This window comes from Paenibacillus sp. NPDC058174 (genome assembly GCF_042883865.1).
Lineage (GTDB): Bacteria > Bacillota > Bacilli > Paenibacillales > Paenibacillaceae > Pristimantibacillus.
In genome coordinates, this window is the sequence record NZ_JBHVUY010000003.1 from 476,048 (window position 1) to 499,809 (window position 23,762).

Below are 23,762 nucleotides of genomic sequence, written 5' to 3' on the forward strand. Positions count from 1 at the left end.
TTTGATCATCCCCCGCCCATCTAGTATGATTTATACGAGCTTCTATCAGCGGGCTACTATTAGTGAGAGGTATTATTTTCCATGAATATTCAGGATATTTTCTCGATCTTTACCCTGTTGAATATATTTTTGGCGATTACCGTCATTTTTCTGGAGCGCCGGAATGCCAGCTCAACCTGGGCCTGGCTGATGATTCTGTACTTCATCCCGGTTATCGGCTTCATCCTGTATCTGATTCTTGGCCAGAAGCTACGCAAGCGGAAGCTGAGCAAGCTGCTTCGGGATAACCAGCGGATCATTGAGGATACCGTAGAGGGGCAGAAGCTGCAGCTAGAGCAGCGTGACTTCGCGTTCCACGACCCCGGAATGTCGGCTTATCGCGATATGATATTAATGAATCTGGTCGGCAGCTACTCGCTGTATACGCAAAACAACAGCGTTCAGATTTATACCGACGGCAACAGCAAGTTTGATGCTTTGCTTCGCGATATTGAGGCCGCACAGCATCATATTCATCTTGTCTATTACATTGTGCGCAATGACGCCATCGGCAACCAACTGCTGGATGCACTGGTCGAGAAGGCCAAGCAGGGCGTAGAGGTCCGTTTTCTATATGACCATATCGGCAGCAAAGGATTGCCTAGGAAATTTTTCGCGAAGCTAACCGGAGTCGGAGGGCACGCCGCGGCCTTTTTCCCTTCCCGGATTCCCTATTTAAATTTGAAGCTGAATTACCGCAATCATCGCAAGCTGGTCATTATAGACGGTTTTACGGGTTATATCGGCGGCTTCAACATCGGGGATGAATATCTGGGGCGCAGCAAATATTTCGGAGAGTGGCGGGATACGCATCTGCGGGTGAGAGGGCAGGCCGTGCAGCAGATGCAGGCTCAGTTCTTAATGGACTGGAATATGGCGTCCAATGGAATGATCGATCTGAATGAGCGTTATTTTCCAAGGTTTAAGCCCGGTGGCGGCGGTATTGGAATGCAGGTCGTAGCGAGCGGCCCCGATTCGGAATACCAGCAAATTAAAGACGCCTATATTAAAATGATCTATTCGGCCAAAGAAAGCGTCAGCCTGCAAACGCCGTATTTCGTGCCCGATGAGAGCTTGATGACGGCGCTCAAGATCGCTGCATTATCTGGGGTAGACGTAAAGGTGATGCTTCCAAGCAAACAGGATCACTTCTTCGTCTATTGGGCGACTCACTCCTATGTCAGCGAACTGCTTGCAGGCGGGGCAAAGTGTTACTTGTATGAAAAAGGATTTCTGCATGCGAAGACGCTTGTCATCGACGGGAAGATCGCATCCGTCGGAACTGCAAATATCGATATTCGCAGCTTTAAGCTGAATTTCGAGATGAACGCATTTATGTACGACAGCACTACCGCTGCCGAGCTCCAGCGTATTTTCGAAGAGGACTTGTTCTACTGCGAGGAATTGACGATCGAGAAGTACAGCCAGCGGCCGCTGATGAACCGTTTCAAAGAGTCGATCAGCCGTCTGCTTTCTCCGATATTGTAAGGAACACAAAAAGGGATTCCGCTTATCTGTGATAACCGGAATCCCTTTACCTTTCGGCAAAGCTGCTATTCAATTGACTTTAACACTCCATTCTACAACTTGCGTTGCTCAGATTTGCACAAGCATTGAGTAAGTATTGCTCATTACCGGTTCAGATTTTGAAAAAAGAACGTTTCACCTTGTCGATTAACGGGTCCCCGCATGCCTCCATTTTCGGAAATTCGATAAACTCCTTTCCCTTTTCGTTAGACATGCTTCGCTAACTTACTCCAATGGACTATCCCCTCTCGTTTGGGTTACCTTCATAATAGCCTATTATTTTAATTTTGTAAATATTCAGATAATTCAATAAAAGGCTTTTTGCGTAAATTGATTCCTTAGCTCCAGAGCTCACTATTTCACGTCATACTAAAGTATGAAGAGGCAGATAGTTTCATAGGATGTAAGTGGTATGCGGAGGAGACAGGAGGCTTTTCACTGTCATATGTCGTTTTAACTTGCCTCCTGTTACTTATTATTTATCACTTGCCACTCGTTTCCTGCTTCTAGTGTCAGGTGGTTGTGACCGTGGTTGACGGACACACGGCTACAGATTTATACTTAGTCTAAATCAAAATTTAAGGAATGAATAGACGATGTCCAAAATAAATTTAACGATACAACGCAAAGCCATTCTCGATGTCATACAGCAATCACATGATCATCCGACGGCCGCCGATATTATGGAGCGCCTTCGCGAAGAAGGGCGCAGCTTTGCTTACGGTACCATCTATAATTCACTGCGCTATTTGACGGATGCGGGCATGATTAGGGAGCTGAAGCTGGGTGAGACGGCATCCCGCTATGATGCCCGGACGGACGAACATCAGCATATCGTATGTAAAAGCTGCGGCCGTGTAGAAGAAGTGCTGACGGAATTGCCGTCGGATTGGTTGAAGCGTGTGGGCGAGGAAACGAAATTTAAAGTTTTGCATGCCGATGTCGTGCTTGAAGGGATGTGTGAAGCATGCGCCAGCCAATAAATGCCGGAGGCGAATTTAGCGAGCGGGCTGACGTCATGAACGGCCAGGCTCCTTCATATGCTAGCGAAGAGGATGTTTTTCCGGGGGGGCAGATGGCTTGCTCCTTAACGAAAAGAGTAATGGCCGTTAGTCCATTCCCGGAGAGAATGCACAACTTGCTGCGTTTGCTGGCAGCCGACTGCTTTGACTTGTTCACGCTGCATGACCTCAACAAAGCGTTCGTGAGCAGCTTGCAGCCGGAGCTGATTCTGTTTGACGCAACACCCCACCCGCTGCTCAATCCTGATGCGGTAGATGCGCTTCGCGCAGGTCTGAATCAGACCGCTCATCTGCATGGCATTCCGCTGTTGTTCCTAATCGGAGAGCACGCGAAGGTTGCTTCACATTCATTGCCGGAGGGGGCGGAGCTGCTCGTATGGCCGGGAGAGCCGATGGCAGCGCTGCGCCGGATCAATCATATTCTGCAGCAGCGGACACCGTCGGGCGGCTCCATTTTGGAATCCAGCTACACCTTTAAGGATCTGTCCATCGATTTGAAAAAAATGATCGTCTATCGCGGAGAGCAGCGGATCGAGCTGACGAAAACGGAGTATGAGCTGCTGCTGATGTTTGTAACGTCGGATGGCGGGGTAATTAGCCGTGAAGCGATGTTCGATGCGATCTGGGGCAGCCAGTTTCTTGGCGGCAGCAATGTGGTCGACGTCCATATCAAGTCGCTGCGCAAGAAGCTCGGCGACAGCGCCGCCGCGCCGCAATATATTGTAACGGTTCGAGGTGCAGGCTACCGGCTTGCGGAGGGTTGATTGGAATGGACTGGCCGATCGTCCAGGAGATGAATCGATGATTAATCACCCTATCAATTGAGATTGATCAGTCCAATGAAGAAATGCCTGTTAACCAACGTTCCAGCCTTGTGTGGCGTGAGTGCATGGGTTTACTCATGAAATCTTCATTTTACCTTCATCTAATGTTCATGACAGACAACGTGTGCTCACGTTAAACTCTACTATATTAGGATTTAGATCAAGTCTAAATATAACTTGGAGGTCATGCACATGGACAACCGTTTTACAACGAATCAAGGGGCGCCAGTTGGCGACAATCAGAATTCCCGGACGGCGGGTCAGCGCGGCCCGGCGCTGCTGGAAGATTATCATCTGCTGGAGAAGCTTGCGCATTTCGATCGCGAACGGATTCCGGAGCGTGCCGTTCACGCGCGGGGCGCGGGCGCTCACGGTGTGTTCCGTACGGAGAACAGCATGAAGGCGTATACGAAAGCCCATTTTCTGCAGGAAGCAGGCAAGGAGACGCGGGTATTCGTCCGGTTCTCAACCGTTATTCACGGAACGGGTTCGCCTGAGACCGCCCGTGATCCGCGCGGTTTTGCGGTTAAATTTTATACAGAGGAAGGCAACCTTGACATTGTCGGCAATCATTTGCCTGTCTTTTTTATCCGCGATGCGATTAAGTTCCCAGACATGGTTCATTCACTTAAGCCTGCACCGGATACGAATATTCAGGACCCTAACCGTTATTGGGATTTCATGACGCTGACGCCGGAATCGACACATATGATGACATGGCTGTTCTCGGATGACGGAACGCCTGCGAGCTACCGGGAAATGGACGGCTTTGGCGTCCATGCCTTTAAGTGGATCAACGCCGAGGGCAAAGCGATCTATGTGAAATACCATTGGAAATCGAAGCAGGGCGTGCGCAACTTTACAGCGGCGGAAGCCTCGGCTAAGCAAGCGCAGGATTTCAATCATGCGACTCGTGATTTGTACGAGGCCATTCAGCTTGGCAATCATCCGGAATGGGAATTGTTCGTTCAACTGTTGCCGACCGAACATGTCGACCGCTATGCATTTGATCCGCTTGATCCGACCAAAGTGTGGCCGGAGGATATGTATCCGCTGCAAAAAGTAGGCACGATGACGCTTAATCGTAACCCAGTCAACTATTTCTCCGAGGTGGAGCAATCCGCATTTGCGCCAAGCGCGCTTGTGCCGGGCATTGAGCCTTCCGAGGATAAGCTGCTGCAGGGCCGATTGTTCTCGTACCCGGACACGCAGCGCTACCGGCTTGGTGCCAACTACCTGAACATTCCCGTCAACTGCCCGTATGCACCGGCTCGCAACTATCAGCGCGACGGCGCAATGACGATGTCGGCCGATCCGTCGCCGATCAATTATGAGCCGAACAGCGCCTCGGATCGTCCAAAAGAAGATCCAGTGTACAAGGACAGCTATGCTCCGCTTCACGGATCGGCTGGCCGCCAGCGCATCGATAAGACGGACGATTTCACCCAAGCGGGCGAGCGCTACCTGTCGCTTGCACCGGAGCAGCGCAATAATCTGGTCAGCAATCTCATCGGTGATTTGTCGCAGACGAGTGAGGACATCCAGCTTCGCGCTGTGTGCAACTTCTTTCGTGCGAACGTAGAGCTGGGGACACGCCTGTCCGAAGGGCTCGGCGTAGACATCCGCAAGTACGTGCCGCAGGGGTAAGGGCTGTTTGGCACCTTCCGGCTTGTAACTGGGGAGGGACGTGTCAGCTGGCGTGCCGCTTCAGCCGCAGGTGATAGCCTGTTAGATTGTAGTCGGAAATGAGGACTGTGCAGAGAAAAACTCTGCGCAGTCCTTTTTTGATGATGATAGCCTGCTATATGGCAGTGTTAGTCAGCTCATTTCTATGGATGAGCCTGGTAACGACAAGTAATGGTTAGCTTGGTTAGTATTGGAGTAATGTCTGATGAGTGCAGCAGCGAAAGCGCACTAGTTACTGGAGCGAAGCAGGTTCGCAAAAAAGCGAACCAACTTTCGCTGTAGGAGGCGTTCCACCGCTGCTGCAAGGCAATAGCGAACTAAATTTCGCTGTTGGTGAACCGAGGTTCGCGAATAGCGAAAACCAGTTCGCTGCGTGCGACGAAGCCCCCAGTATCCAATTCCACAGCGAATCTAGCTTCGTAAAATAGCGAATCCGGTTCGCTATTTCACGGAAAACCACCCATTGAGCCTAAATGCACGAACCTTATAGTAAACGTAGAGCAGCTGCAAACTGATGGCACATGGAGCAACGTAGCATAATGGTAGTTGACTACATAAAGTTACATGATGGTGGGTTGACCACAATAAGTTGCTGGAGCGAAGCAGCTTCGCAAAATAGCGAAGCAAATTTCGCTGTAGGAGGCATTTCGCGACTGCTGCTGGGCAATAGCGAACTACATTTCGCTGTTGGTGAACCTAGGTTCGCGAATAGCGAAAACCAGTTCGCTGCGTTTCTCGAAGTCCCCCGCCCCTACTCCCACAGCGAACCTAGCTTCGTAAAATAGCGAAGCTGGTTCGCTATCACACGGAAAACCATCCGTTGAGCCTAAATGAACGAACCTTGTAGGAAACGTAGCACAGCTGCAAACTGACGGCACATGGAGCAACGTAGCAGTGCAGCTGCAAACTGATGGCACATGGAGCAACGTAGCATAATGGTAGTTGACTATCTAAAGTTACATTATGGTGGGTTGACCACAATAAGTTACTGGAGCGATGCGGCTTCGCAAAATAGCGAAGCGATTTTCGCTGTAGGAGGTGTTTCGCCGCTGCTGCAAGGCAACAGCGAACTAAATTTCGCTGTTGGTGAACCTAGGTTTGCGAATAGCGAAAACCAGTTCGCTGCGCGCCGCGAAGCCTCCCGTGTCCACTTCCACAGCGAACTTAGCTTCGTAAAATAGCGAAGCCGCTTCGTTATTTCACGGAAAACCACCCATTGAGCCTAAATGCACGAACCTTGTAGGAAACGCAGCGAAGCCGCTTCGCTGCTTGCAAAAGCCCATTTTTATGCAGGGCAAATGGGACATTTCACGAACGACTTCCCACGAAACTGAAATCCCAAAAAAGGGATAGACACCTATAAGCAAATGGCTTAAAGTGGAAATTGTGTTTTATATTCCATGAAACCCCAATCAAGGGAGGGTGTTTGGACATGCAAACGACGATATCGAATCATGAGGGCTGGACAGATGCAAGCCCAAAGGAAGTCGGCTACGACCCGAAGACGTTGGACAGACTCGATGAGCATTATATGGATCTGATCCAGAAAGGCACAATTCAAGCAGCCAGCTACATGTTGTCCAGTAAAGGCAAAACGTTCGCTAACCGGTCCTTCGGAAAGCAGCTGCCGGACGACAATAGCCCCGACCTGGAACCGGACTCCTTACGCAAGGTTTACTCCATTACTAAAGCGTTTACAGCAGTAGCGATTCTTCAGCTCATCGATCGGGGCAAGATCGCGTTACATCAATCGGTAAGCAGCATATTGCCTGAGTTTAATACGGATGCGCATCGCGGCATTACGATATTTCACTTGTTAACTCACACATCAGGTCTAAGAGGAGACCCGGGCTTTCATATGGAGCCTTACGGCTTGCCGTGGTATGAGTGGGCGGTGCGTGAAATGAAAGCTCAGAACAGCGATATCAACTGGATCAAGATGCTGTTGGCGGGCCCGCTGCAAAACAAGCCGGGAAAAGAATGGATTTATAGTTCCGGCGGCTACGTGCTGCTCGGGCAAGTGATCACGAAAGTATCCGGCAAACATTACGATCAATATATTCGCGATGAAATTACGCAGCCTTTGGGCATGAACCGGACGTTTATGCAGGTGCCGGAGGAATACCGCAGCCAAGTATGCTGTACGAATGAATGGGAACGCGAGCAGGTGCTGAATCCGCGGACAGTTGATGCTGATTTTCCGCCTAAGGCTGGGAACGGTCTGTACTCCACGCTGGAGGACTTGACCAAGTTCGGTCAAATGATGCTGAATGGCGGAGAGGGCAACGGCAGACGAATTATATCGACAAGAGCTGTTGGCCTGCATACGACGAATCAGCTGCATGGAGTGACCAATAATGGCTGGGGAAGCCGTCAGACTGACTATCAGTACGGATTGGGCTGGTCGCTCGATCACTATGATCTGTGCAGCAAAGGAACGTTCTCGCATGAAGGCTTCGGCCATTGCGGTCTCTATGTGGACCCGGCGGAGGAACTTGTCTTTGCTTTCTTCGTGCCAAGCCCTAAAGGGTTCACGAACGAGTCGGTCGTAACGCCCCGGGCGATTGCCTGGTCGGGATTACTCTAACACACATCCTTATCTAACGACGGAGGGAAGCCTATGTCTTTGATAGATGCAACAACCCGCATTCAAAAGCCGGCAGCCGGATTTGATCCGGAGGCGCTAAGCCGGCTGGAGAGCCATCTGCAAACGATGATTGATGAGGAAAAGCTGCAGTGTGCCTCATATTTGCTCGCGCAAAACGGAACGGTGTCCGCAAGCAATTGCTTTGGACCGTTAACGCATGCACCGGACTCCCATGAGCTGCGGACGGATTCCATCCGCCGTGTCGCTTCCGTGACCAAGCTGTTTACAACAGTCGCGATCTTCCAGCTCATTGAACAGGGCAAGCTGTTCCTGCGCCAATCGGTATCCGAATGGATTGAAGAATTCAAGCATCCGATGTACGAGAAAATTCAAATCTGGCATCTGCTGACCCATACATCAGGGGTACAGGCTGATCCGGGCTACTTCCAAGAGCCTTACGCAATGGGCTGGTGGGATGTCATGTTCGCCTTTGAGCCGGATGCAAAGGGCCGCTTTGAGGTGAAAGATGCTGAAGAGGCGGAACGGATGCGCCGCAGCGCGTGGATTAAGGCGGTATTATCCGGCAAGCCGATTGCATCGCCTGGCGAGCAATGGATGTATTCTTCCGCAGGTTATGCGCTGCTGGGCGAAATCATCACCCGGGCGAGCGGCAAGCCGTATGAACAGTACATTATTGAAGAGATTGCACAGCCGCTTGGGATGTCGCGCACCTTCTTCGAGGTGCCTAAGGAGCTGCATCACGAGGTTTGTGTTACGAATGATTATGATGTGAAGCGGCTGGAGAAGAATGACGACCGGACGTACGCCCCTCCAAGAGCCGGCGGCGGCTTATATTCGACCATTGATGATTTGTTCCGGTTCGGACAGATGTTTCTGAACGGCGGACAGCTTGACGGCGTGCGGGTGCTCTCCCGGAAATCCATTGAGAAAATGTCGCAAAACACGCTGGGCAGCGGTATTCCGGCTCACTCATGGGGCGCGCAGTACAGCGAATTCATCTACGGAATCGGCGCTTCACTGACGAGACCGGATGAATGGCTGCCGCAGGGCTCTTATGGACATGAAGGAGCGGGACGCTCCAAGCTGCTAATTGATCCGCTGAGACAAGCGGTTACTGTATATTTTCTGCCTTCCAATATCGACTGGTGCCCGGAAGCCATTGACGGCACGCACAGCATCCTTGGCTCCGGTTGGCTATGAGAAGGCTGGCCGCCATCATTCGTTCGATCGGCTTCGCGACCTATAAAGAGTGGGCCGCGTTCCGGTCGCATATGGCGGCTTCTTTATTGGTCGGGCCGGTGCTTTTCCTCGTTCAAGTATTTATTTGGAGTGCCATGTTCGAGGGCCGGGATACGATCAACGGGCTGACCTACTCACAGATGCTTGCATACTACGGAGTGGCGACGCTTATTCACTACATCGCATTCGATTTCGCCGATTGGAACTTGCAGATGCTGGTGCGCAGCGGGAAATTCGTAACGTTTGCGTTACGTCCGGTGCCTCACTGGCTGTTCGCACTCTCGCAAAAAATCGGTCACCGCTCGCTGGCGTTGTGGATTGAGGTGCTGCCGGTGATGGCTTTATTTATTTTCGTCTTTGGCGTCAATCTGAAGCCGGCGTCGCCCTTCTGGGCAGTCGTTTCCATTCTGCTCAGCTTTCTGATGAATTTTATCGTGAATTACTGTGTGGGACTTACGGCGTTCTGGCTCGTCCGGGCGGAAGGCGTGCGCAGAGTATTTCTGTTGTTAAAGGACGTAAGCGCAGGGGTATTTCTGCCGCTGTCTTTTTTTCCGGAAGTGCTGCAAAAGGTGCTGTTCTTCCTGCCGTTTCAGTTTATTACCTACTTGCCGACTCGCGTCTACATCGGGGATTATGAGCTTGCCGGGATCCGGCTGTCAGTTGAGCAGGCGGTAGGTCTGCAAGCTGTCGCTGTGCTTCTGGCCGGTGCGATTATGCTTGCTCTGTACGGAGCGGCCATGAGACGGTTTACGGGGGTGGGTGTATGAGGGGAATCATGCATTGCCTGGGTGCCGTATTGCGGACCAAGCTTGCGGAGCAGATGGCGTACCGGAGCCATTTTATCCTCAGTGTATTGTTGCTCGTCGCCGGTGACTTGGTCGTTCCATTCGTGACGCTTCTTATTTACGGCTCGGGAGCATCGTTCCCGGGCTGGACGATGCATGAAGCGCTGCTTATTCAAGGCGTGTTCGCATTGGCAAAAGGGATAGCCTTTCCTTTCTTCTTTGGGATGGTCGGAACGACGCTTAGCCATGTTCGCGAAGGAACGTTTGATTTGCTGCTGCTGCGGCCCCGTCCTGTCATGCTGATGGCGATGCTGACCGGCTTTGATCCCGACGACTTCGGCCGATTGTTTAGCGGCGCGGTCATTTTCGGCTTTGCGCTTAGCGGCATGTCCCAGCCAGCTCTAGGAGCGTGGCTGCAATTCGGGCTGCTTTTTATCGCTGCAATCGCTATTCTATGCGCAGTGTCGCTGTTTTTGTCCGGGATGCTGTTCCGCTGGGTTGGCAGCAGCCGCGTATTTGATATTTTTGACGCGGTGACGAGCTTCGGGATGTATCCCGGGACGATCTTCGCCAAGTCGCTGCAAAATCTGCTGACCTACGTGCTGCCTGTCGGGTTAATAGCCTTCGTACCGGCATCTGCATTACTGGGTCGCAGCGGTTTGGAGGCGTTATGGTCATTAGTGCCGGTTAGCCTGTTTCTGCTGCTTGGCGTTTATTATTGGAATCGGATGCTGAGAAGCTATACGAGCGCGGGAGGATGACAGAGGCGTACAGGCGAAGTGGGAGGAGAGTTGGACTACCATGATTGAAGTAAGGAATTTGACGAAAACGTACATGACCCATGAGCGCGGCCATACGCTGCGCGAAGTGGCCAAAAATCTGATCCGCAGGCCGATGAAGGAAATTACGGCGGTCAACAATCTGTCCTTTACGGTGCCGCAAGGCGAGATGCTCGCTTTTCTAGGCCCAAATGGAGCAGGCAAATCGACCACGCTGAAAATGTTAACCGGCGTCCTTCATCCGACAGCGGGAGAGGTTCGGGCACTAGGTCTTGTTCCTTGGAAGCAAAGGCGGGAGTACGTCGGGAAGATCGGCGCAGTCTTCGGACAGAAGTCACAGCTGCTGTGGGACATTCCTCCGGCTGACGCTTTCTATATGAACAAAGCGATATACGGCGTGCCGGATGCGGAATATCGCGCGACCTTGAATGAACTCGTCGAGCTGCTTGAAGTCGGCGATATAATGCGCAAGCCAACCCGCCAGCTGTCGCTTGGCGAGCGGATGAAGTGCGAATTCATAATGGCGATGCTGCACCGGCCGCAGCTCGTATTTCTCGATGAGCCTACAATCGGTCTCGACATGATTGCGAAGGAGAACATCCGGGGCTTTATCCGCAGCATGAATCGTCAGGGCGTGACGTTTATTTTGACGACGCATGATCTGGAGGATGTGGAGATGCTTGCCGAGCGCGTCATTGTGATCAATCACGGAACGATTGTTTTTGACGATGCGCTGAGCGGCTTGAAAAGCCGGGTCGGCAGCAAGAAATCGGTCCGATTGACGACGGAGAGCGTTGTACCTAATCTGCAGCTTCAAGGATTGCGAATCGCTGAACGGCTTGGGCCGCTGGAGATCGGAGTCGAGATTGATACCGACCTTCTGCCGCTAAAAAATTTCATCCGCCTATTCAATGATTCTTACGGTATTGCGGATATGGAAATTGAGGCGATTCCGATTGAATCGATTATGAAGGAGCTCTACCTGGAGAATGCTGAAGCCCGTTCCGAAGCTGCCGTGTCCGCGATAAAATAGAACGGAAGTTGAACGGTATCCAAGGGATGGAGTACACTAATGCGGTAAGCCATTACGGCAGGAGGCGAATTCATCGATGCAGTATCGTAAACTGGGATCATCGGATTTGTTAGTGAGCGAGATCAGCTTTGGCACGTGGGCGATCGGCGGCTCCTGGGGAAGCGTAGACGATAAACAATCTTTGCTCGCATTGGAAGCAGCGATGGAAGCGGGCGTTAACTTATTTGATACGGCGGACGTGTACGGGGGCGGCCATAGCGAACGTCTGCTGGCGCAGGCGACGAAGGGGCGGGAGGACGAGATTCATATCGCAACTAAGTTCTGCCGCGCTGGAGATATTCACGATCCGTCCACCTATTCTGAGGAGTCGGTACGCTCTTATTGCGAAGCCAGTCTGAAACGTCTGGAGCGGGAACGGCTGGATTTGTACCAGATACACTGCCCGCCGCTGCAGATCCTGCAGGACGGCCGTGTATTCGGCGTGCTGGACAAGCTCGTCGAGGAAGGAAAAGTCCGCCATTACGGTGTCAGCGTAGAGTCCGTGGAGGAAGGCTTGTTCTGTCTGGAGCAGCCGAATGTGCGTGCCCTGCAAGTGATCGTCAACATCTTCCGGCAAAAACCGCTGGAGCAGCTGCTTGACGAGGCACATCGCCGCGGCGTGGCTATTCTGGTGCGGCTGCCGCTGGCAAGCGGCCTGTTGACGGGCAAGTTCACGCCGCAGACAACCTTCGAGGCAGACGATCACCGCCGTTTCAACGAGAATGGCGAGCAGTTCAATGTCGGCGAGACATTCGCCGGACTTGGCTTCGCCAAAGGCGTTGAACTCGCAGGGCAGCTGGGCTGGATTGCAGAGGGCCGGGGCAATATGACCCGCGCGTCGCTGCGCTGGCTGCTTGATCACGAAGCGGTCACCTGCGTCATTCCGGGCTTCCGCAACGTAAGCCAGGTGCAGGATAACTTGGCAGCGCTGGATGTACCGTCCTTTACGGAGACGGAGAACGAGCGGCTGCGAGCCTTCTATCAGGAGCAAGTGAAGCCGTTCATTCGCGGCTCGTATTAAATATAATTTAGCCGGTTCGGGGTTAAACCCGGGCCGGCTTTTTTTTTGCATAAATACGGATTATTGAGGGGCTGATCCACTTAATTTAGAAAATAATGGTTGCCCCTGTTTTGGAGTTCCTTTACAATTTAATGGGGTTTATGTGACATCATACCTGCAAAAAAGAGATGGGGGATGAGTATGAGCATCACACAACGAATATGGAAATACCGGATGCATTATTTGATTGTCATTCCGGCCGTTTTATTTCTAATCGGATTCAAGATTATTCCGTTCTTTTCCGGTCTTTATATGTCGCTGGTCGATTATCAATTTCACAAAGATTTGTTCCAAAGCGAATGGGTCGGTTTACGCCATTATGCCCGCCTTTTCTCGGGCGACACATTATTTTGGCAGCTGCTGCGCAATACGCTGTCCATAAAGCTCGGGTACATGTTGGCGAGCGGTCTGCTGGCGTTCGTACTTGCGATTGCGTTAAGTCTCGTTCGTTCCCGGGTGCTCCGGGGGAGTTTGCTGACTCTGTTTCTAATTCCTTACTTCATCCCGTCCGGCGTCTTCGCTTACGTTGTGGCATGGCTTTTGTCTGAAGGGCAGTCGCCAATTGCTTCGCTGAATGTCACAGCATTGGCACAAGCTGAGCTCTTCCAGCCTATAGCAATTGCTGCTGAGACGTTTAAAACCTGCGGTATCGCCATTGCAGTTGCGCTTGCGGCTATAAGCTCACGGCAAGCTTCCCTTGCCGGCGAGGCGAGTCTGTTCGTGCAAGCAAAGGTCATACCAGCGGCGAGAGCCGTGGCTGCTTTTCTGCTGCTGCAGCTTACTTATATTTTGTCCGGAGATTTCGAACTGCTGCAATCGCTGCTTAATCCGTTAGTAAGGCAAACAGGGGAAACGCTGGAGACCTATGGCTTTAACGCCTTTCTGATGCAGATGAATACCGGTACGGGCGCTTCAATCCAGATCATTCTTATTATCGTGCAGCTCGTATTTGCTTACGGGGCTTATCTGCTCGTTAAGCGTTATTTTATTGGTGACTTGTTTAGCGGTATTGCTGAGGCAGGCAAATTAAACGGCCGCTCTTCTTTAAGCGGAGGAGCTGCAGCGGGAACGGCAGTGTCGGTACTCTATGGGCTTGCAGTGCTGGCATTTCTTTATGTGCTATTTATTTATCCGTTTACAATGTCAGCCGAGAATGGTGTCCTGCAGTTAATAAAACCAGTCCATTATATTTTGTATTTGATGATCGGCTTCATAGCCGCTATTTTTCATATGATGATGATCACCTTGCTCGCTTACCCGCTTACTGTGCGCAGGCTGCCAGGTAAAGCGGTATATACCTTTTTCCTGATCCTGTTGGCTGTACTGGGCTCGTCTTATGTTTTTGAATTTTTTCAGGCTAGAACGATGGGGATGAACAACACCGTCTTCCCGATTTTCTTGTATGGCATCATTGCTATCGTACCTGTATTCGTGCTTAAGAGCATTTTCAACAGCAAATATTCTGATTTGAAGGAGCAGGCTGAACAAGAAGGAAAAGGCGAAGCGCATGCGTTTGTCATGCTCTATCTTCCAAAACTGTGGAAGCCGATTCTTGCGCTAGGCGTGCTGCAGTTTGTTGCAATTTGGAATGCTTTTATCCCGTCAGTGATGCATATTGCCGATCCGAATATGTTCTCTCCAGTTTATCAGTTCCGGGCATTGGCTCAATCCGGCATGCACTTCGTAGACGTACTTCGATATGGCGCTATCGTCAGCCTGCCGTCTGTCCTTTTGTTCTTAGTGTTCAGGCGCTGGATTACATCTGAGGTGCTACTGGGGCATGTGCGGAAGCTGTAGACGGAAGAACGAAAGGAGCGGTGATGGGAATGAAGCTTAGAAGGACAATACTCATTTTAACGGCACTCGCTGTGGTGACAGCATTCGGTTTATGGAGGTCAGGTTTAACCGGCTTGTGGACTCAGGGGATAAGCTATATTGCCAACAATACACAAGAGTTCAGCGATAAAGAAGGCTATCCTATAGAAGAAACGTATTCACTTTCGATTAACCTGACGGATCTGAAGAGCAATATCGGCAAAGAATTGTATAATGACGGAAAACATCGTGTTTATGTGTATTATGCCGATCATGGGAATGGCAGTGACGGAGGTTATGAAATCGGTTTTCGGTCCTGCGGAGCCTATTCGCTTTCTGGAGCTTCTTTGATATCAGGACTTCATCACCATACATTAGACGAGCATCTTTTCGCAACCGACATGATCGCTCAAATAACTGTGCAATATGAAGCGGAAAACTATACTGGCTCTATGGTCGGAGCAAGCGGATTAAATTACAAGGACGGGGATGATTTTCTGATCTATTTGCCCCCTTTGGAGACGCAAGGCAACGATGAAGCAGCTTTAGAAGAACCGGGTATCGTGCAAGTCGACATTTCGGGCCTGTATATGAATCGCTGGACTAAAATATAAGCAGCCTGCTCAAAGAGCCATTGCCCATCTATTAGGACGGGGAATGCTCTTTTTTTTGTACGAGCCGTTTGCTGTGCGTATTGATTTGAAGTACGATGGTAATGGTGATATAGGCAAGTCCTATTTCGAGAATCCGAGAAACGGAGGCATCGGCAAAATGATGCAACAACTATCGACCCCGCTTTTACAGATTGGCGCGATTATCGTGTCGATGCTGGCCGGCAGTTTTCTTATATTTATGCGCATTCGTGCAGGAAAGCAGCCGACCTCACTGCGTAAAATCATCATTCCGCCGCTCGGCATGGCCACCGGCTTCATTATGTTCGCGTTTCCTTTTATGCATATTCCGCTGCTCTGGGGCTTTTCAGCCTTTGGTACAGGCATGCTTATATTCGCTTTTCCTCTGATCGTTACGACCCGGCTGGAAAAGGTAGATGCAGATATTTACGTAAAACGCTCCAAAGCGTTTATTTTCATAATGGTAACTCTATTCATCATCAGGCTTTCCCTGCATACCGTCGTCGAGCAATATATGTCGATTCCGCAGACAGGAGCGATCTTTTATTTGCTGGCATTCGGGATGATTATTCCTTGGCGTCTGGCGATGATCAGTGATTATGTGCGTCTGCAGAAGGTGGAAGCTGCCAATTAAATGGGCAAGGTAAAAATAGCTGCGGTTTGGGTTTGACTTCGCCCATTCCATATGCTATTCTTTGATATATAAATTGTATGCAATTTAATTTTGCTAAATTCGATTTCGGGAGGAATACATCATGTCCATCTATCAATTCGAAGCGGAAAAAATTACTGGCGAGAAAGTCAGCCTGGAGCAATATAAAGGAAAAGCGCTCGTAATCGTTAACACAGCGAGCAAATGCGGTTTTACACCACAATACAGCGATCTTCAGAAAGTATATGAAGAGTACAAGGAGCAAGGCTTGGAAATTCTCGGCTTCCCAAGCAACCAATTCGGCGAGCAGGAGCCGGGGTCCAACTCCGATGTACAAAGCTTCTGCCAAATTAACTACGGCGTTTCCTTCCCGCTTTTTGCAAAAACAGACGTTCGCGGCGAAGAAGCGCATCCACTATTCGACTATCTGACGGAGCAGGCTCCATTCGAAGGCTTCGATACATCCGCCCCAAGCGGCAAAATGCTGAATTCCTTCTTGGAAGAGAAGCTTCCAGAATTTCTGGAAGGTGATTCGATCAAATGGAACTTTACTAAATTCCTCATCGACCGCGAAGGCAATGTTGTCAAACGCTTCGAATCGACAGAAGAACCGCTTGATATGAAAGCCGATATTGAAAAGCTGCTGTAAGCTGTATATAGATGAAGTGAAGAACCCGTAACGATTCCCGTTGCGGGTTCTTTTGTGTCCATATGGCAGACTGTCAATTTTCCCACCATAATGCCTCCACTCCCGCACCCATAATGCCGAGAACGGTTATTGTGCCTAATACGTTAACGGTTAGCGTCTGCCCTGGCGGAATAGCGACATTTCCATTGAAATTAATCTGTAGTGGTCCCGGAAACAGCGGATACAGACTAAATGAGGTGCCGCCGCTGACGGTGAAAATCGATGAGTTCGTCGTAGCCGCACTTGTAACGGAGCTGCCTAATTGTAGATTGGCAGGGACCACCGCTGAGGGAGAGGTAAGCGTTCCGCCGCTATAGACGGTTACCAGTCCGGAAAAGCTCGACAGCAAGCTTAAGGATACGTTTGTGTATCCCAATATCTGCTGCAGATAAAAGGTTTTCCCGCTGTTAGAGGGATTGGCGATCTGGATGGAGATGTTCACACTTCCCCCTAATAGTCCTAATGAAGCGCTGTTGGCAGCGTTAATTGAAAAATATTGCGCGACGGCTTTAGATGTAGCCGAATCTGGCGGGACAGATGCTCCTGGTTGTGTGTAGTTGTTGGTTCCATTTGTGGTGTAGTTGCTGTTTTTCGGATCGAAAATATTATAGTTTGGCATCAGTATTCCCACCATGTAATATTCGCAGCTGCCGTAATCGCACCGGTACCGACAGAAATGGTGATGGAGCGGTTAGGCGGAACGACAATGCCTCCTACAAACGGGTAGCTGAATTGACCTGCGGCAAGCAGTGCGGTTAGAAACAACGTCGGCGTTCCTGTAACAGTGCCGGTTGCTACGCGGGCTGTTGCAACGCTTGCACCGGCGCTGCCGAAATTGAGGTTGAACGGTGTCGGCGTTGTGCCTCCAGGAGTCGTTCCGCCGGAGTAAACGTTGAGTGTGGCAGCCGCGCTGATCCCGCCGGATATTTGCGAGACATATAGCGTTCTGCCGCTTGGATTCGGATTCGAGATCTGAATTAACAGGTTATTGCTTCCGGTGACGGCGGTGCTTGCTGAAGTGACAATGAATAGACGGCCGTTGATGGCTGCACTTCCATCCGGAGTCGTCACGACAGCGGGATTGTTATAGGCATTATTAATTTGAGTGTACAAAGGGTTGTTCACTTTATTGAATACCGAAAAGTTTGGCATTTTTTTTCACCTCATTTAACTCTACAGTTATTAATTGCTTGTCTGGATAGAATATGGCGATTTGCTGCTTTTTGTATGGGGGAACTGGAAAAGACGGCATTTTGGGGCTGATGTGCTTCCGTCACAAGCCGCTTCCTTTGTACAAAGGGACTCATATCGTATAAGAGCATGGACATCGAGGGGAAAAGGATGGGGAACGATTCGGAAGAAGTCGGCCACAATGCCTTCGATTTGGAATGAGCGGTGCTCAGGAATGTTTTCAAGCAGCAAGCCTTATAGCTTCCTGCCCATGCACAACTCAGTAAAAAGAAGGTGAACAACGATGCCAAACTTTACGACATTTAACCCCAATCCGGATAAATTACGAACGCTAATATTCGGCAGGGACAGTACATCTACGCCGCAAGCGATTGCGACTGATTCTGCAGGACATATTTTGAACATATCGAATGGCGGGACAATCAGCAGCATATTGGGAGCTACGATTAGCGGCGGCACAGTGGCGATATCTGGAGGAACAGTAGCCATCTCGGGCGGAACCGTCTCGGTAATGGGCGTAACGATCACGGGTGGAACTCTGAACGCAGTGCTGGGAGCCACGATCACCACGGGTACGCTGGCAGCTGTGTCTGGAGCGACGATCACGACAGGAACGTTGGCGGCCGTATCAGGAGCGACAATCACGGCCGGGACAATAACTGCGATTCTCGGAGCAACAATTACGGGTGGGACTGTAGCGCTGTCCGGAGGGACAGTAGCCATATCTGGCGGAACCGTAGCGGTGTCTGGAGCGACGATCACTGGCGGAACGCTGGGAGCGGTGCTTGGGGCGACGATTACCACAGGAACGTTGGCGGCGGTTTCAGGGGCAACCATCACGGCCGGGACAATAACTGCGATTCTGGGAGCAACGATCACGGGAGGCACAGTAGCGTTATCCGGTGGTACTGTGACATTGTCCGGAGGCACCGTGGCCATATCCGGAGGAACCGTAGCAGTATCAGGAGCTACGATTACCGGTGGAACGTTGAATGCCGTACTTGGAGCGACGATCACGACAGGTACGCTGGCAGCGGTGTCTGGAGCAACAATTACGGCAGGAACATTGACTGCGATACTTGGGGCTACAATCACCGGAGGTACCGTCGCTTTGTCCGGGGGGACAGTAGCGATATCTAGTGGAACGGTTGCGATATCCGGCGGAACAGTGGCAGTGTCTGGAGCGACCATCACGGGTGGAACGTTGAATGCCGTACTCGGAGCGACGATTACGACAGGTACACTGGCAGCGGTGTCTGGAGCAACGATCACGGCCGGGACATTGACTGCGATACTTGGGGCTACGATCACAGGAGGCACCGTCGCGTTGTCTGGGGGAACGGTGACTCTATCCGGTGGAACCGTGGTAATATCCGGCGGAACCGTAGCGGTATCAGGAGCGACGATCACGGGTGGAACGTTGAATGCCGTACTCGGAGCGACGATTACCACAGGTACACTGGCAGCGGTGTCCGGAGCAACGATCACGGCCGGGACATTAACTGCGATACTTGGGGCTACGATCACCGGAGGTACTGTAGCGATATCTAGCGGAACAGTAGCCATATCTGGTGGAACCGTAGCGGTATCCGGAGCGACAATCACAGGTGGAACGTTGAATGCCGTGCTGGGAGCTACGATCACTACAGGTACGTTGGCAGCCGTGTCTGGAGCCACGATCACCGCAGGGACATTGACTGCAATACTTGGGGCTACGATCACCGGAGGTACAGTGGCGTTGTCTGGAGGTACTGTAGCGATATCTGGTGGAACCGTAGCGGTATCCGGAGCGACAATCACGGGTGGAACGTTGAATGCAGTGCTTGGTGCAACGATCACGACAGGTACGTTGGCAGCAGTGTCCGGAGCGACGATCACGGCAGGAACATTGACTGCGATACTTGGAGCTACAATCACCGGAGGTACTGTCGCTATATCTAGTGGAACGATAGCGATATCTGGCGGAACCGTAGCGGTCTCAGGGGCGACGATCACAGGTGGAACGTTGAATGCAGTGCTTGGTGCAACGATCACGACAGGTACGTTGGCAGCCGTGTCCGGAGCCACGATCACGGCTGGGACACTGACTGCAATTCTTGGTGCTACGATCACCGGAGGCACAGTGGCGTTGTCCGGAGGTACGGTAGCCATATCTGGTGGAACAGTAGCCGTTTCAGGAGCGACGATTACCGGAGGAACGTTGAATGCCGTGCTGGGAGCAACAATTACCACGGGTACGCTGGCAGCCGTGTCCGGAGCCACAATCACGGCAGGAACATTGACTGCAATTCTTGGGGCAACGATCACCGGAGGCACAGTGGCGTTATCCGGAGGTACTGTCGCGATATCTAGCGGAACAGTAGCCATATCCGGTGGAACCGTAGCGGTATCGGGAGCGACAATCACGGGTGGAACGTTGAATGCCGTGCTGGGAGCAACAATCACCACAGGTACGTTGGCAGCCGTGTCCGGAGCCACGATCACGGCAGGAACATTAACAGCGATACTTGGAGCCACGATCACCGGAGGTACTGTGGCATTGTCTGGCGGAACTGTCGCGATATCTAGTGGAACGGTAGCGATATCCGGAGGGACAGTAGCCGTCTCCGGAGCGACAATTACAGGTGGAACGTTGAATGCAGTGCTTGGTGCTACGATCACCACGGGTACACTGGCAGCCGTGTCTGGAGCGACGATCACGGCAGGAACATTAACTGCGATACTCGGAGCGACGATCACTGGAGGCACAGTGGCAATATCTAGCGGAACGGTAGCCATATCTGGTGGAACCGTAGCGGTCTCAGGAGCGACAATCACGGGTGGAACGTTGAATGCAGTACTTGGTGCAACAATCACGACAGGTACGTTGGCAGCCGTGTCCGGAGCCACGATCACTGCTGGGACATTGACTGCGATACTTGGTGCTACGATCACCGGAGGTACTGTAGCGATATCTAGCGGAACAGTAGCCATATCCGGTGGAACCGTAGCGGTCTCAGGGGCTACGATCACAGGTGGAACGTTGAATGCCGTGCTTGGTGCAACGATCACGACAGGTACATTGGCAGCCGTGTCTGGAGCGACGATCACGGCCGGGACATTGACTGCGATACTTGGGGCTACGATCACCGGAGGCACAGTGGCGTTGTCCGGAGGGACAGTAGCGATATCTAGCGGAACGGTGGCAATATCCGGAGGCACCGTAGCGGTCTCAGGGGCTACGATCACAGGTGGAACGTTGAATGCCGTACTGGGAGCCACGATTACCACAGGTACACTGGCAGCCGTGTCTGGAGCAACAATCACGGCCGGGACATTGACTGCAATTCTCGGAGCGACGATCACCGGAGGTACTGTCGCGTTGTCCGGAGGGACTGTCGCGATATCTAGTGGAACGGTAGCGATATCTGGTGGAACCGTAGCGGTATCCGGAGCGACAATCACGGGTGGAACGTTGAATGCAGTGTCTGGAGCGACGATCACGGCAGGAACATTGACTGCAATTCTCGGAGCCACGATCACCGGGGGGACTGTCGCGTTGTCCGGAGGCACTGTAGCGATATCTAGCGGAACGGTAGCGATATCCGGAGGAACAGTGGCGGTGTCCGGAGCAACAATCACTGGCGGAACGTTAAACGCAGTGCTGGGAGCGACGATTACCACAGGTACGTTGGCAGCTGTGTCCGGAGCGACGATCACGGCCGGGACATTGACTGCAATTCTCGGGGCAACGATCACCGGAGGCACAGTGGCAATATCTAGTGGAACGGTAGCGATATCCGGAGGAACAGTGGCTGTGTCCGGAGCCACGATTACCGGAGGAACGTTGAATGCAGTGCTGGGAGCCACGATTACGACAGGTACCCTGGCAGCAGTATCCGGAGCGACGATCACGGCAGGAACATTAACTGCGATACTTGGGGCTACAATCACCGGAGGTACCGTCGCTTTGTCCGGGGGGACGGTAGCGATATCTGGCGGAACCGTAGCGGTATCCGGAGCCACGATTACAGGTGGAACGTTAAATGCCGTGCTTGGTGCAACGATCACGACAGGTACGTTGGCAGCCGTGTCCGGAGCGACAATCACGGCCGGAACATTGACTGCGATACTCGGGGCTACGATCACCGGAGGTACTGTAGCGATATCTAGCGGAACGGTGGCAATATCCGGAGGCACCGTAGCTGTATCAGGGGCGACGATCACAGGTGGAACGTTGAATGCAGTGCTGGGAGCTACGATCACCACGGGTACACTGGCAGCCGTGTCTGGAGCGACGATCACAGCAGGAACATTAACTGCGATACTCGGAGCGACGATCACCGGAGGTACTGTCGCGTTGTCCGGAGGCACAGTGGCAATATCTAGCGGAACGGTAGCGATATCCGGTGGAACCGTAGCGGTCTCAGGAGCGACAATCACCGGAGGAACGTTGAATGCAGTGCTGGGAGCAACGATCACGACAGGTACGTTGGCAGCCGTGTCCGGAGCTACGATCACGGCCGGGACATTGACTGCGATACTTGGGGCGACGATCACCGGAGGAACTGTCGCAATATCTAGCGGAACGGTAGCGATATCTGGTGGAACCGTAGCGGTATCCGGAGCGACAATCACGGGTGGAACGTTGAATGCAGTGCTTGGTGCAACGATCACGGCAGGAACATTGACTGCAATTCTCGGAGCCACGATCACCGGAGGGACTGTCGCATTGTCCGGAGGCACTGTAGCTATATCTAGCGGAACGGTAGCGATATCTGGCGGAACCGTAGCGGTATCCGGAGCGACAATCACAGGTGGAACGTTGAATGCCGTACTGGGAGCAACGATCACCACAGGTACGCTGGCAGCGCTGTTGGGAGCGACGATCACAGCAGGAACATTAACTGCGATACTCGGAGCGACGATCACTGGAGGAACTGTCGCGATATCTAGTGGAACGGTAGCGATATCCGGAGGGACAGTAGCGGTATCAGGAGCGACAATTACAGGTGGAACGTTGAATGCAGTGCTTGGTGCAACGATCACGACAGGTACGTTGGCAGCGGTGTCCGGAGCGACGATCACGGCAGGAACATTGACTGCGATACTTGGAGCTACAATCACAGGAGGCACCGTCGCGTTGTCTGGGGGAACGGTGACTCTATCCGGTGGAACCGTAGCGATATCCGGCGGAACAGTGGCAGTGTCTGGAGCGACGATCACAGGTGGAACGTTGAATGCAGTGCTGGGAGCAACGATCACGACAGGTACGTTGGCAGCCGTGTCTGGAGCGACGATCACGGCCGGGACATTGACTGCGATACTTGGAGCGACGATCACCGGAGGTACCGTGGCATTGTCTGGCGGAACCGTAGCGGTCTCAGGGGCGACGATCACAGGTGGAACGTTGAATGCAGTGCTGGGAGCCACGATCACGACAGGTACGCTGGCAGCGCTGTTGGGAGCGACGATTACGGCCGGGACATTAACAGCGATACTCGGAGCAACAATCACGGGAGGAACTGTGGCATTGTCCGGAGGGACTGTTGCGATATCTGGCGGAACCGTAGCAGTGTCTGGAGCGACGATAACAGGTGGAACGTTGAATGCAGTGCTGGGAGCCACAATCACCACAGGTACACTGGCAGCGTTGTTGGGAGCTACGATCACGACAGGTACGCTCGCAGCCGTGTCAGGAGCAACAATTACTACAGGTACACTCGCAGCAGTGTTGGGGGCTACAATTACCACAGGTACGTTGGCCGCAGTGCTAGGAGCAACAATTACAGCAGGTACGCTTACCAGCGTCATTTCAATTTCGCAGAAGAGCTTCCAAGAACAGTCGACGACTAATATAGTAACAACAAACACCTATACCCCTATTTTGCCTGTGACGACTAGCAACTACGGCACTTATTCCTTCTATGTCTACAACAGGGGGCCAGGCAGCAACGCGGCTGATGCGATCGTTGAGATCAGTGCTAACGGTTCGAACTGGTATACCGATGTATCGACAGATACAGGCATATTGGTAGGCTCTGTAGATGTGCTCGTGCCGCAAAGATTTTTGAAATACACGAGGCTGTCCGCTCGCTCGAGTTCATCAGGAAACGCAACGACGGTAGATGTGTATTTCAATGGTCAAGGAACTTAGATGGGAG

18 protein-coding genes are annotated in these 23,762 nt (G+C 52.0%); 16 read left to right on the forward strand and 2 right to left on the reverse strand.

Annotation, left to right across the window (positions count from 1 at the left end; all coding sequences use genetic code 11):
• Positions 1–81: 81 nt before the first annotated feature.
• The 15 genes from cls (at position 82) to ACFVVF_RS18280 (ending at position 16,389) form a co-directional block, all read left to right on the forward strand.
• Positions 82–1,527 carry a cardiolipin synthase gene (gene cls / locus ACFVVF_RS18210; RefSeq protein ID WP_387812574.1) on the forward strand — a complete coding sequence of 482 codons (1,446 nt, stop codon included), beginning with the start codon at positions 82–84 and terminating at the stop codon, positions 1,525–1,527.
• A 635-nt stretch (positions 1,528–2,162) separates the two neighbouring features.
• The gene (locus ACFVVF_RS18215; RefSeq protein ID WP_387812577.1) at positions 2,163–2,549 is read left to right on the forward strand and encodes a Fur family transcriptional regulator; all 387 of its coding nucleotides are present in this window, start codon (positions 2,163–2,165) and stop codon (positions 2,547–2,549) included.
• Positions 2,534–3,352, forward strand: coding sequence for a winged helix-turn-helix transcriptional regulator (locus tag ACFVVF_RS18220; protein WP_387812579.1), 819 nt, complete (start codon positions 2,534–2,536; stop codon positions 3,350–3,352). The genes ACFVVF_RS18215 and ACFVVF_RS18220 overlap by 16 nt, the downstream gene beginning before the upstream one ends.
• Before the next feature lie 252 nt (positions 3,353–3,604).
• On the forward strand, positions 3,605–5,059 hold the full coding sequence (locus ACFVVF_RS18225) for a catalase (RefSeq protein WP_387812582.1): 1,455 nt from the start codon (positions 3,605–3,607) through the stop codon (positions 5,057–5,059).
• 956 nt (positions 5,060–6,015) lie between these two features.
• On the forward strand, positions 6,016–6,279 hold the full coding sequence (locus ACFVVF_RS18230; RefSeq protein WP_387812585.1) for a hypothetical protein: 264 nt from the start codon (positions 6,016–6,018) through the stop codon (positions 6,277–6,279).
• A gap of 251 nt (positions 6,280–6,530) precedes the next feature.
• Complete coding sequence (locus tag ACFVVF_RS18235; protein ID WP_387812588.1) at positions 6,531–7,685, forward strand: serine hydrolase domain-containing protein; 1,155 nt, start codon at positions 6,531–6,533, stop codon at positions 7,683–7,685.
• Between the two features lie 33 nt (positions 7,686–7,718).
• Positions 7,719–8,906, forward strand: coding sequence for a serine hydrolase domain-containing protein (locus tag ACFVVF_RS18240; protein ID WP_387812591.1), 1,188 nt, complete (start codon positions 7,719–7,721; stop codon positions 8,904–8,906).
• Positions 8,903–9,712 carry an ABC transporter permease gene (locus tag ACFVVF_RS18245; protein WP_387813154.1) on the forward strand — a complete coding sequence of 270 codons (810 nt, stop codon included), beginning with the start codon at positions 8,903–8,905 and terminating at the stop codon, positions 9,710–9,712. The genes ACFVVF_RS18240 and ACFVVF_RS18245 overlap by 4 nt, the downstream gene beginning before the upstream one ends.
• Complete coding sequence (locus ACFVVF_RS18250; RefSeq protein ID WP_387812593.1) at positions 9,709–10,491, forward strand: ABC transporter permease; 783 nt, start codon at positions 9,709–9,711, stop codon at positions 10,489–10,491. Before ACFVVF_RS18245 ends, ACFVVF_RS18250 begins: the two co-directional genes overlap by 4 nt.
• 40 nt (positions 10,492–10,531) lie before the next feature.
• On the forward strand, positions 10,532–11,542 hold the full coding sequence (locus ACFVVF_RS18255; RefSeq protein ID WP_387812596.1) for an ABC transporter ATP-binding protein: 1,011 nt from the start codon (positions 10,532–10,534) through the stop codon (positions 11,540–11,542).
• A gap of 76 nt (positions 11,543–11,618) precedes the next feature.
• Positions 11,619–12,602: an aldo/keto reductase gene (locus tag ACFVVF_RS18260; protein ID WP_387812599.1), complete on the forward strand. Its 984-nt coding sequence runs from the start codon at positions 11,619–11,621 to the stop codon at positions 12,600–12,602.
• Between the two features lie 180 nt (positions 12,603–12,782).
• The gene (locus tag ACFVVF_RS18265; RefSeq protein ID WP_387812602.1) at positions 12,783–14,438 is read left to right on the forward strand and encodes a hypothetical protein; all 1,656 of its coding nucleotides are present in this window, start codon (positions 12,783–12,785) and stop codon (positions 14,436–14,438) included.
• Between the two features lie 23 nt (positions 14,439–14,461).
• Positions 14,462–15,070 carry a hypothetical protein gene (locus ACFVVF_RS18270; RefSeq protein ID WP_387812605.1) on the forward strand — a complete coding sequence of 203 codons (609 nt, stop codon included), beginning with the start codon at positions 14,462–14,464 and terminating at the stop codon, positions 15,068–15,070.
• A gap of 157 nt (positions 15,071–15,227) precedes the next feature.
• Complete coding sequence (locus ACFVVF_RS18275) at positions 15,228–15,722, forward strand: CcdC family protein (protein ID WP_387812608.1); 495 nt, start codon at positions 15,228–15,230, stop codon at positions 15,720–15,722.
• A 121-nt stretch (positions 15,723–15,843) separates the two neighbouring features.
• Positions 15,844–16,389, forward strand: a complete 546-nt coding sequence (locus ACFVVF_RS18280) for a glutathione peroxidase (RefSeq protein ID WP_387812611.1) — start codon at positions 15,844–15,846, stop codon at positions 16,387–16,389.
• Between the two features lie 73 nt (positions 16,390–16,462).
• On the opposite strand, the gene ACFVVF_RS18285 is transcribed toward ACFVVF_RS18280, so the two are convergent.
• Together ACFVVF_RS18285 and ACFVVF_RS18290 are read right to left on the reverse strand one after the other, a co-directional pair.
• Positions 16,463–17,047, reverse strand: a complete 585-nt coding sequence (locus ACFVVF_RS18285; protein WP_387812614.1) for a hypothetical protein — start codon at positions 17,045–17,047, stop codon at positions 16,463–16,465.
• Positions 17,047–17,580, reverse strand: a complete 534-nt coding sequence (locus ACFVVF_RS18290) for a hypothetical protein (protein WP_387812617.1) — start codon at positions 17,578–17,580, stop codon at positions 17,047–17,049. Before ACFVVF_RS18290 ends, ACFVVF_RS18285 begins: the two co-directional genes overlap by 1 nt.
• A gap of 322 nt (positions 17,581–17,902) precedes the next feature.
• Here ACFVVF_RS18290 and ACFVVF_RS18295 point away from each other — a divergent pair, with 322 nt between their 5' ends.
• The gene (locus ACFVVF_RS18295; RefSeq protein WP_387812619.1) at positions 17,903–23,755 is read left to right on the forward strand and encodes a DUF6385 domain-containing protein; all 5,853 of its coding nucleotides are present in this window, start codon (positions 17,903–17,905) and stop codon (positions 23,753–23,755) included.
• Positions 23,756–23,762 lie beyond the last annotated feature (7 nt).

Bases quoted from the DNA above. Each gene is read 5' to 3' on its own strand.
- cls (WP_387812574.1), top strand. From the start codon at position 82: ATGAATATTCAGGATATTTTCTCGATCTTTACCCTGTTGAATATATTT.
- ACFVVF_RS18215 (WP_387812577.1), top strand. From the start codon at position 2,163: ATGTCCAAAATAAATTTAACGATACAACGCAAAGCCATTCTCGATGTC.
- ACFVVF_RS18220 (WP_387812579.1), top strand. From the start codon at position 2,534: ATGCGCCAGCCAATAAATGCCGGAGGCGAATTTAGCGAGCGGGCTGAC.
- ACFVVF_RS18225 (WP_387812582.1), top strand. From the start codon at position 3,605: ATGGACAACCGTTTTACAACGAATCAAGGGGCGCCAGTTGGCGACAAT.
- ACFVVF_RS18230 (WP_387812585.1), top strand. From the start codon at position 6,016: ATGGAGCAACGTAGCATAATGGTAGTTGACTATCTAAAGTTACATTAT.
- ACFVVF_RS18235 (WP_387812588.1), top strand. From the start codon at position 6,531: ATGCAAACGACGATATCGAATCATGAGGGCTGGACAGATGCAAGCCCA.
- ACFVVF_RS18240 (WP_387812591.1), top strand. From the start codon at position 7,719: ATGTCTTTGATAGATGCAACAACCCGCATTCAAAAGCCGGCAGCCGGA.
- ACFVVF_RS18245 (WP_387813154.1), top strand. From the start codon at position 8,903: ATGAGAAGGCTGGCCGCCATCATTCGTTCGATCGGCTTCGCGACCTAT.
- ACFVVF_RS18250 (WP_387812593.1), top strand. From the start codon at position 9,709: ATGAGGGGAATCATGCATTGCCTGGGTGCCGTATTGCGGACCAAGCTT.
- ACFVVF_RS18255 (WP_387812596.1), top strand. From the start codon at position 10,532: ATGATTGAAGTAAGGAATTTGACGAAAACGTACATGACCCATGAGCGC.
- ACFVVF_RS18260 (WP_387812599.1), top strand. From the start codon at position 11,619: ATGCAGTATCGTAAACTGGGATCATCGGATTTGTTAGTGAGCGAGATC.
- ACFVVF_RS18265 (WP_387812602.1), top strand. From the start codon at position 12,783: ATGAGCATCACACAACGAATATGGAAATACCGGATGCATTATTTGATT.
- ACFVVF_RS18270 (WP_387812605.1), top strand. From the start codon at position 14,462: ATGGGAATGAAGCTTAGAAGGACAATACTCATTTTAACGGCACTCGCT.
- ACFVVF_RS18275 (WP_387812608.1), top strand. From the start codon at position 15,228: ATGATGCAACAACTATCGACCCCGCTTTTACAGATTGGCGCGATTATC.
- ACFVVF_RS18280 (WP_387812611.1), top strand. From the start codon at position 15,844: ATGTCCATCTATCAATTCGAAGCGGAAAAAATTACTGGCGAGAAAGTC.
- ACFVVF_RS18285 (WP_387812614.1), bottom strand. From the start codon at position 17,047: ATGCCAAACTATAATATTTTCGATCCGAAAAACAGCAACTACACCACA.
- ACFVVF_RS18290 (WP_387812617.1), bottom strand. From the start codon at position 17,580: ATGCCAAACTTTTCGGTATTCAATAAAGTGAACAACCCTTTGTACACT.
- ACFVVF_RS18295 (WP_387812619.1), top strand. From the start codon at position 17,903: ATGCCAAACTTTACGACATTTAACCCCAATCCGGATAAATTACGAACG.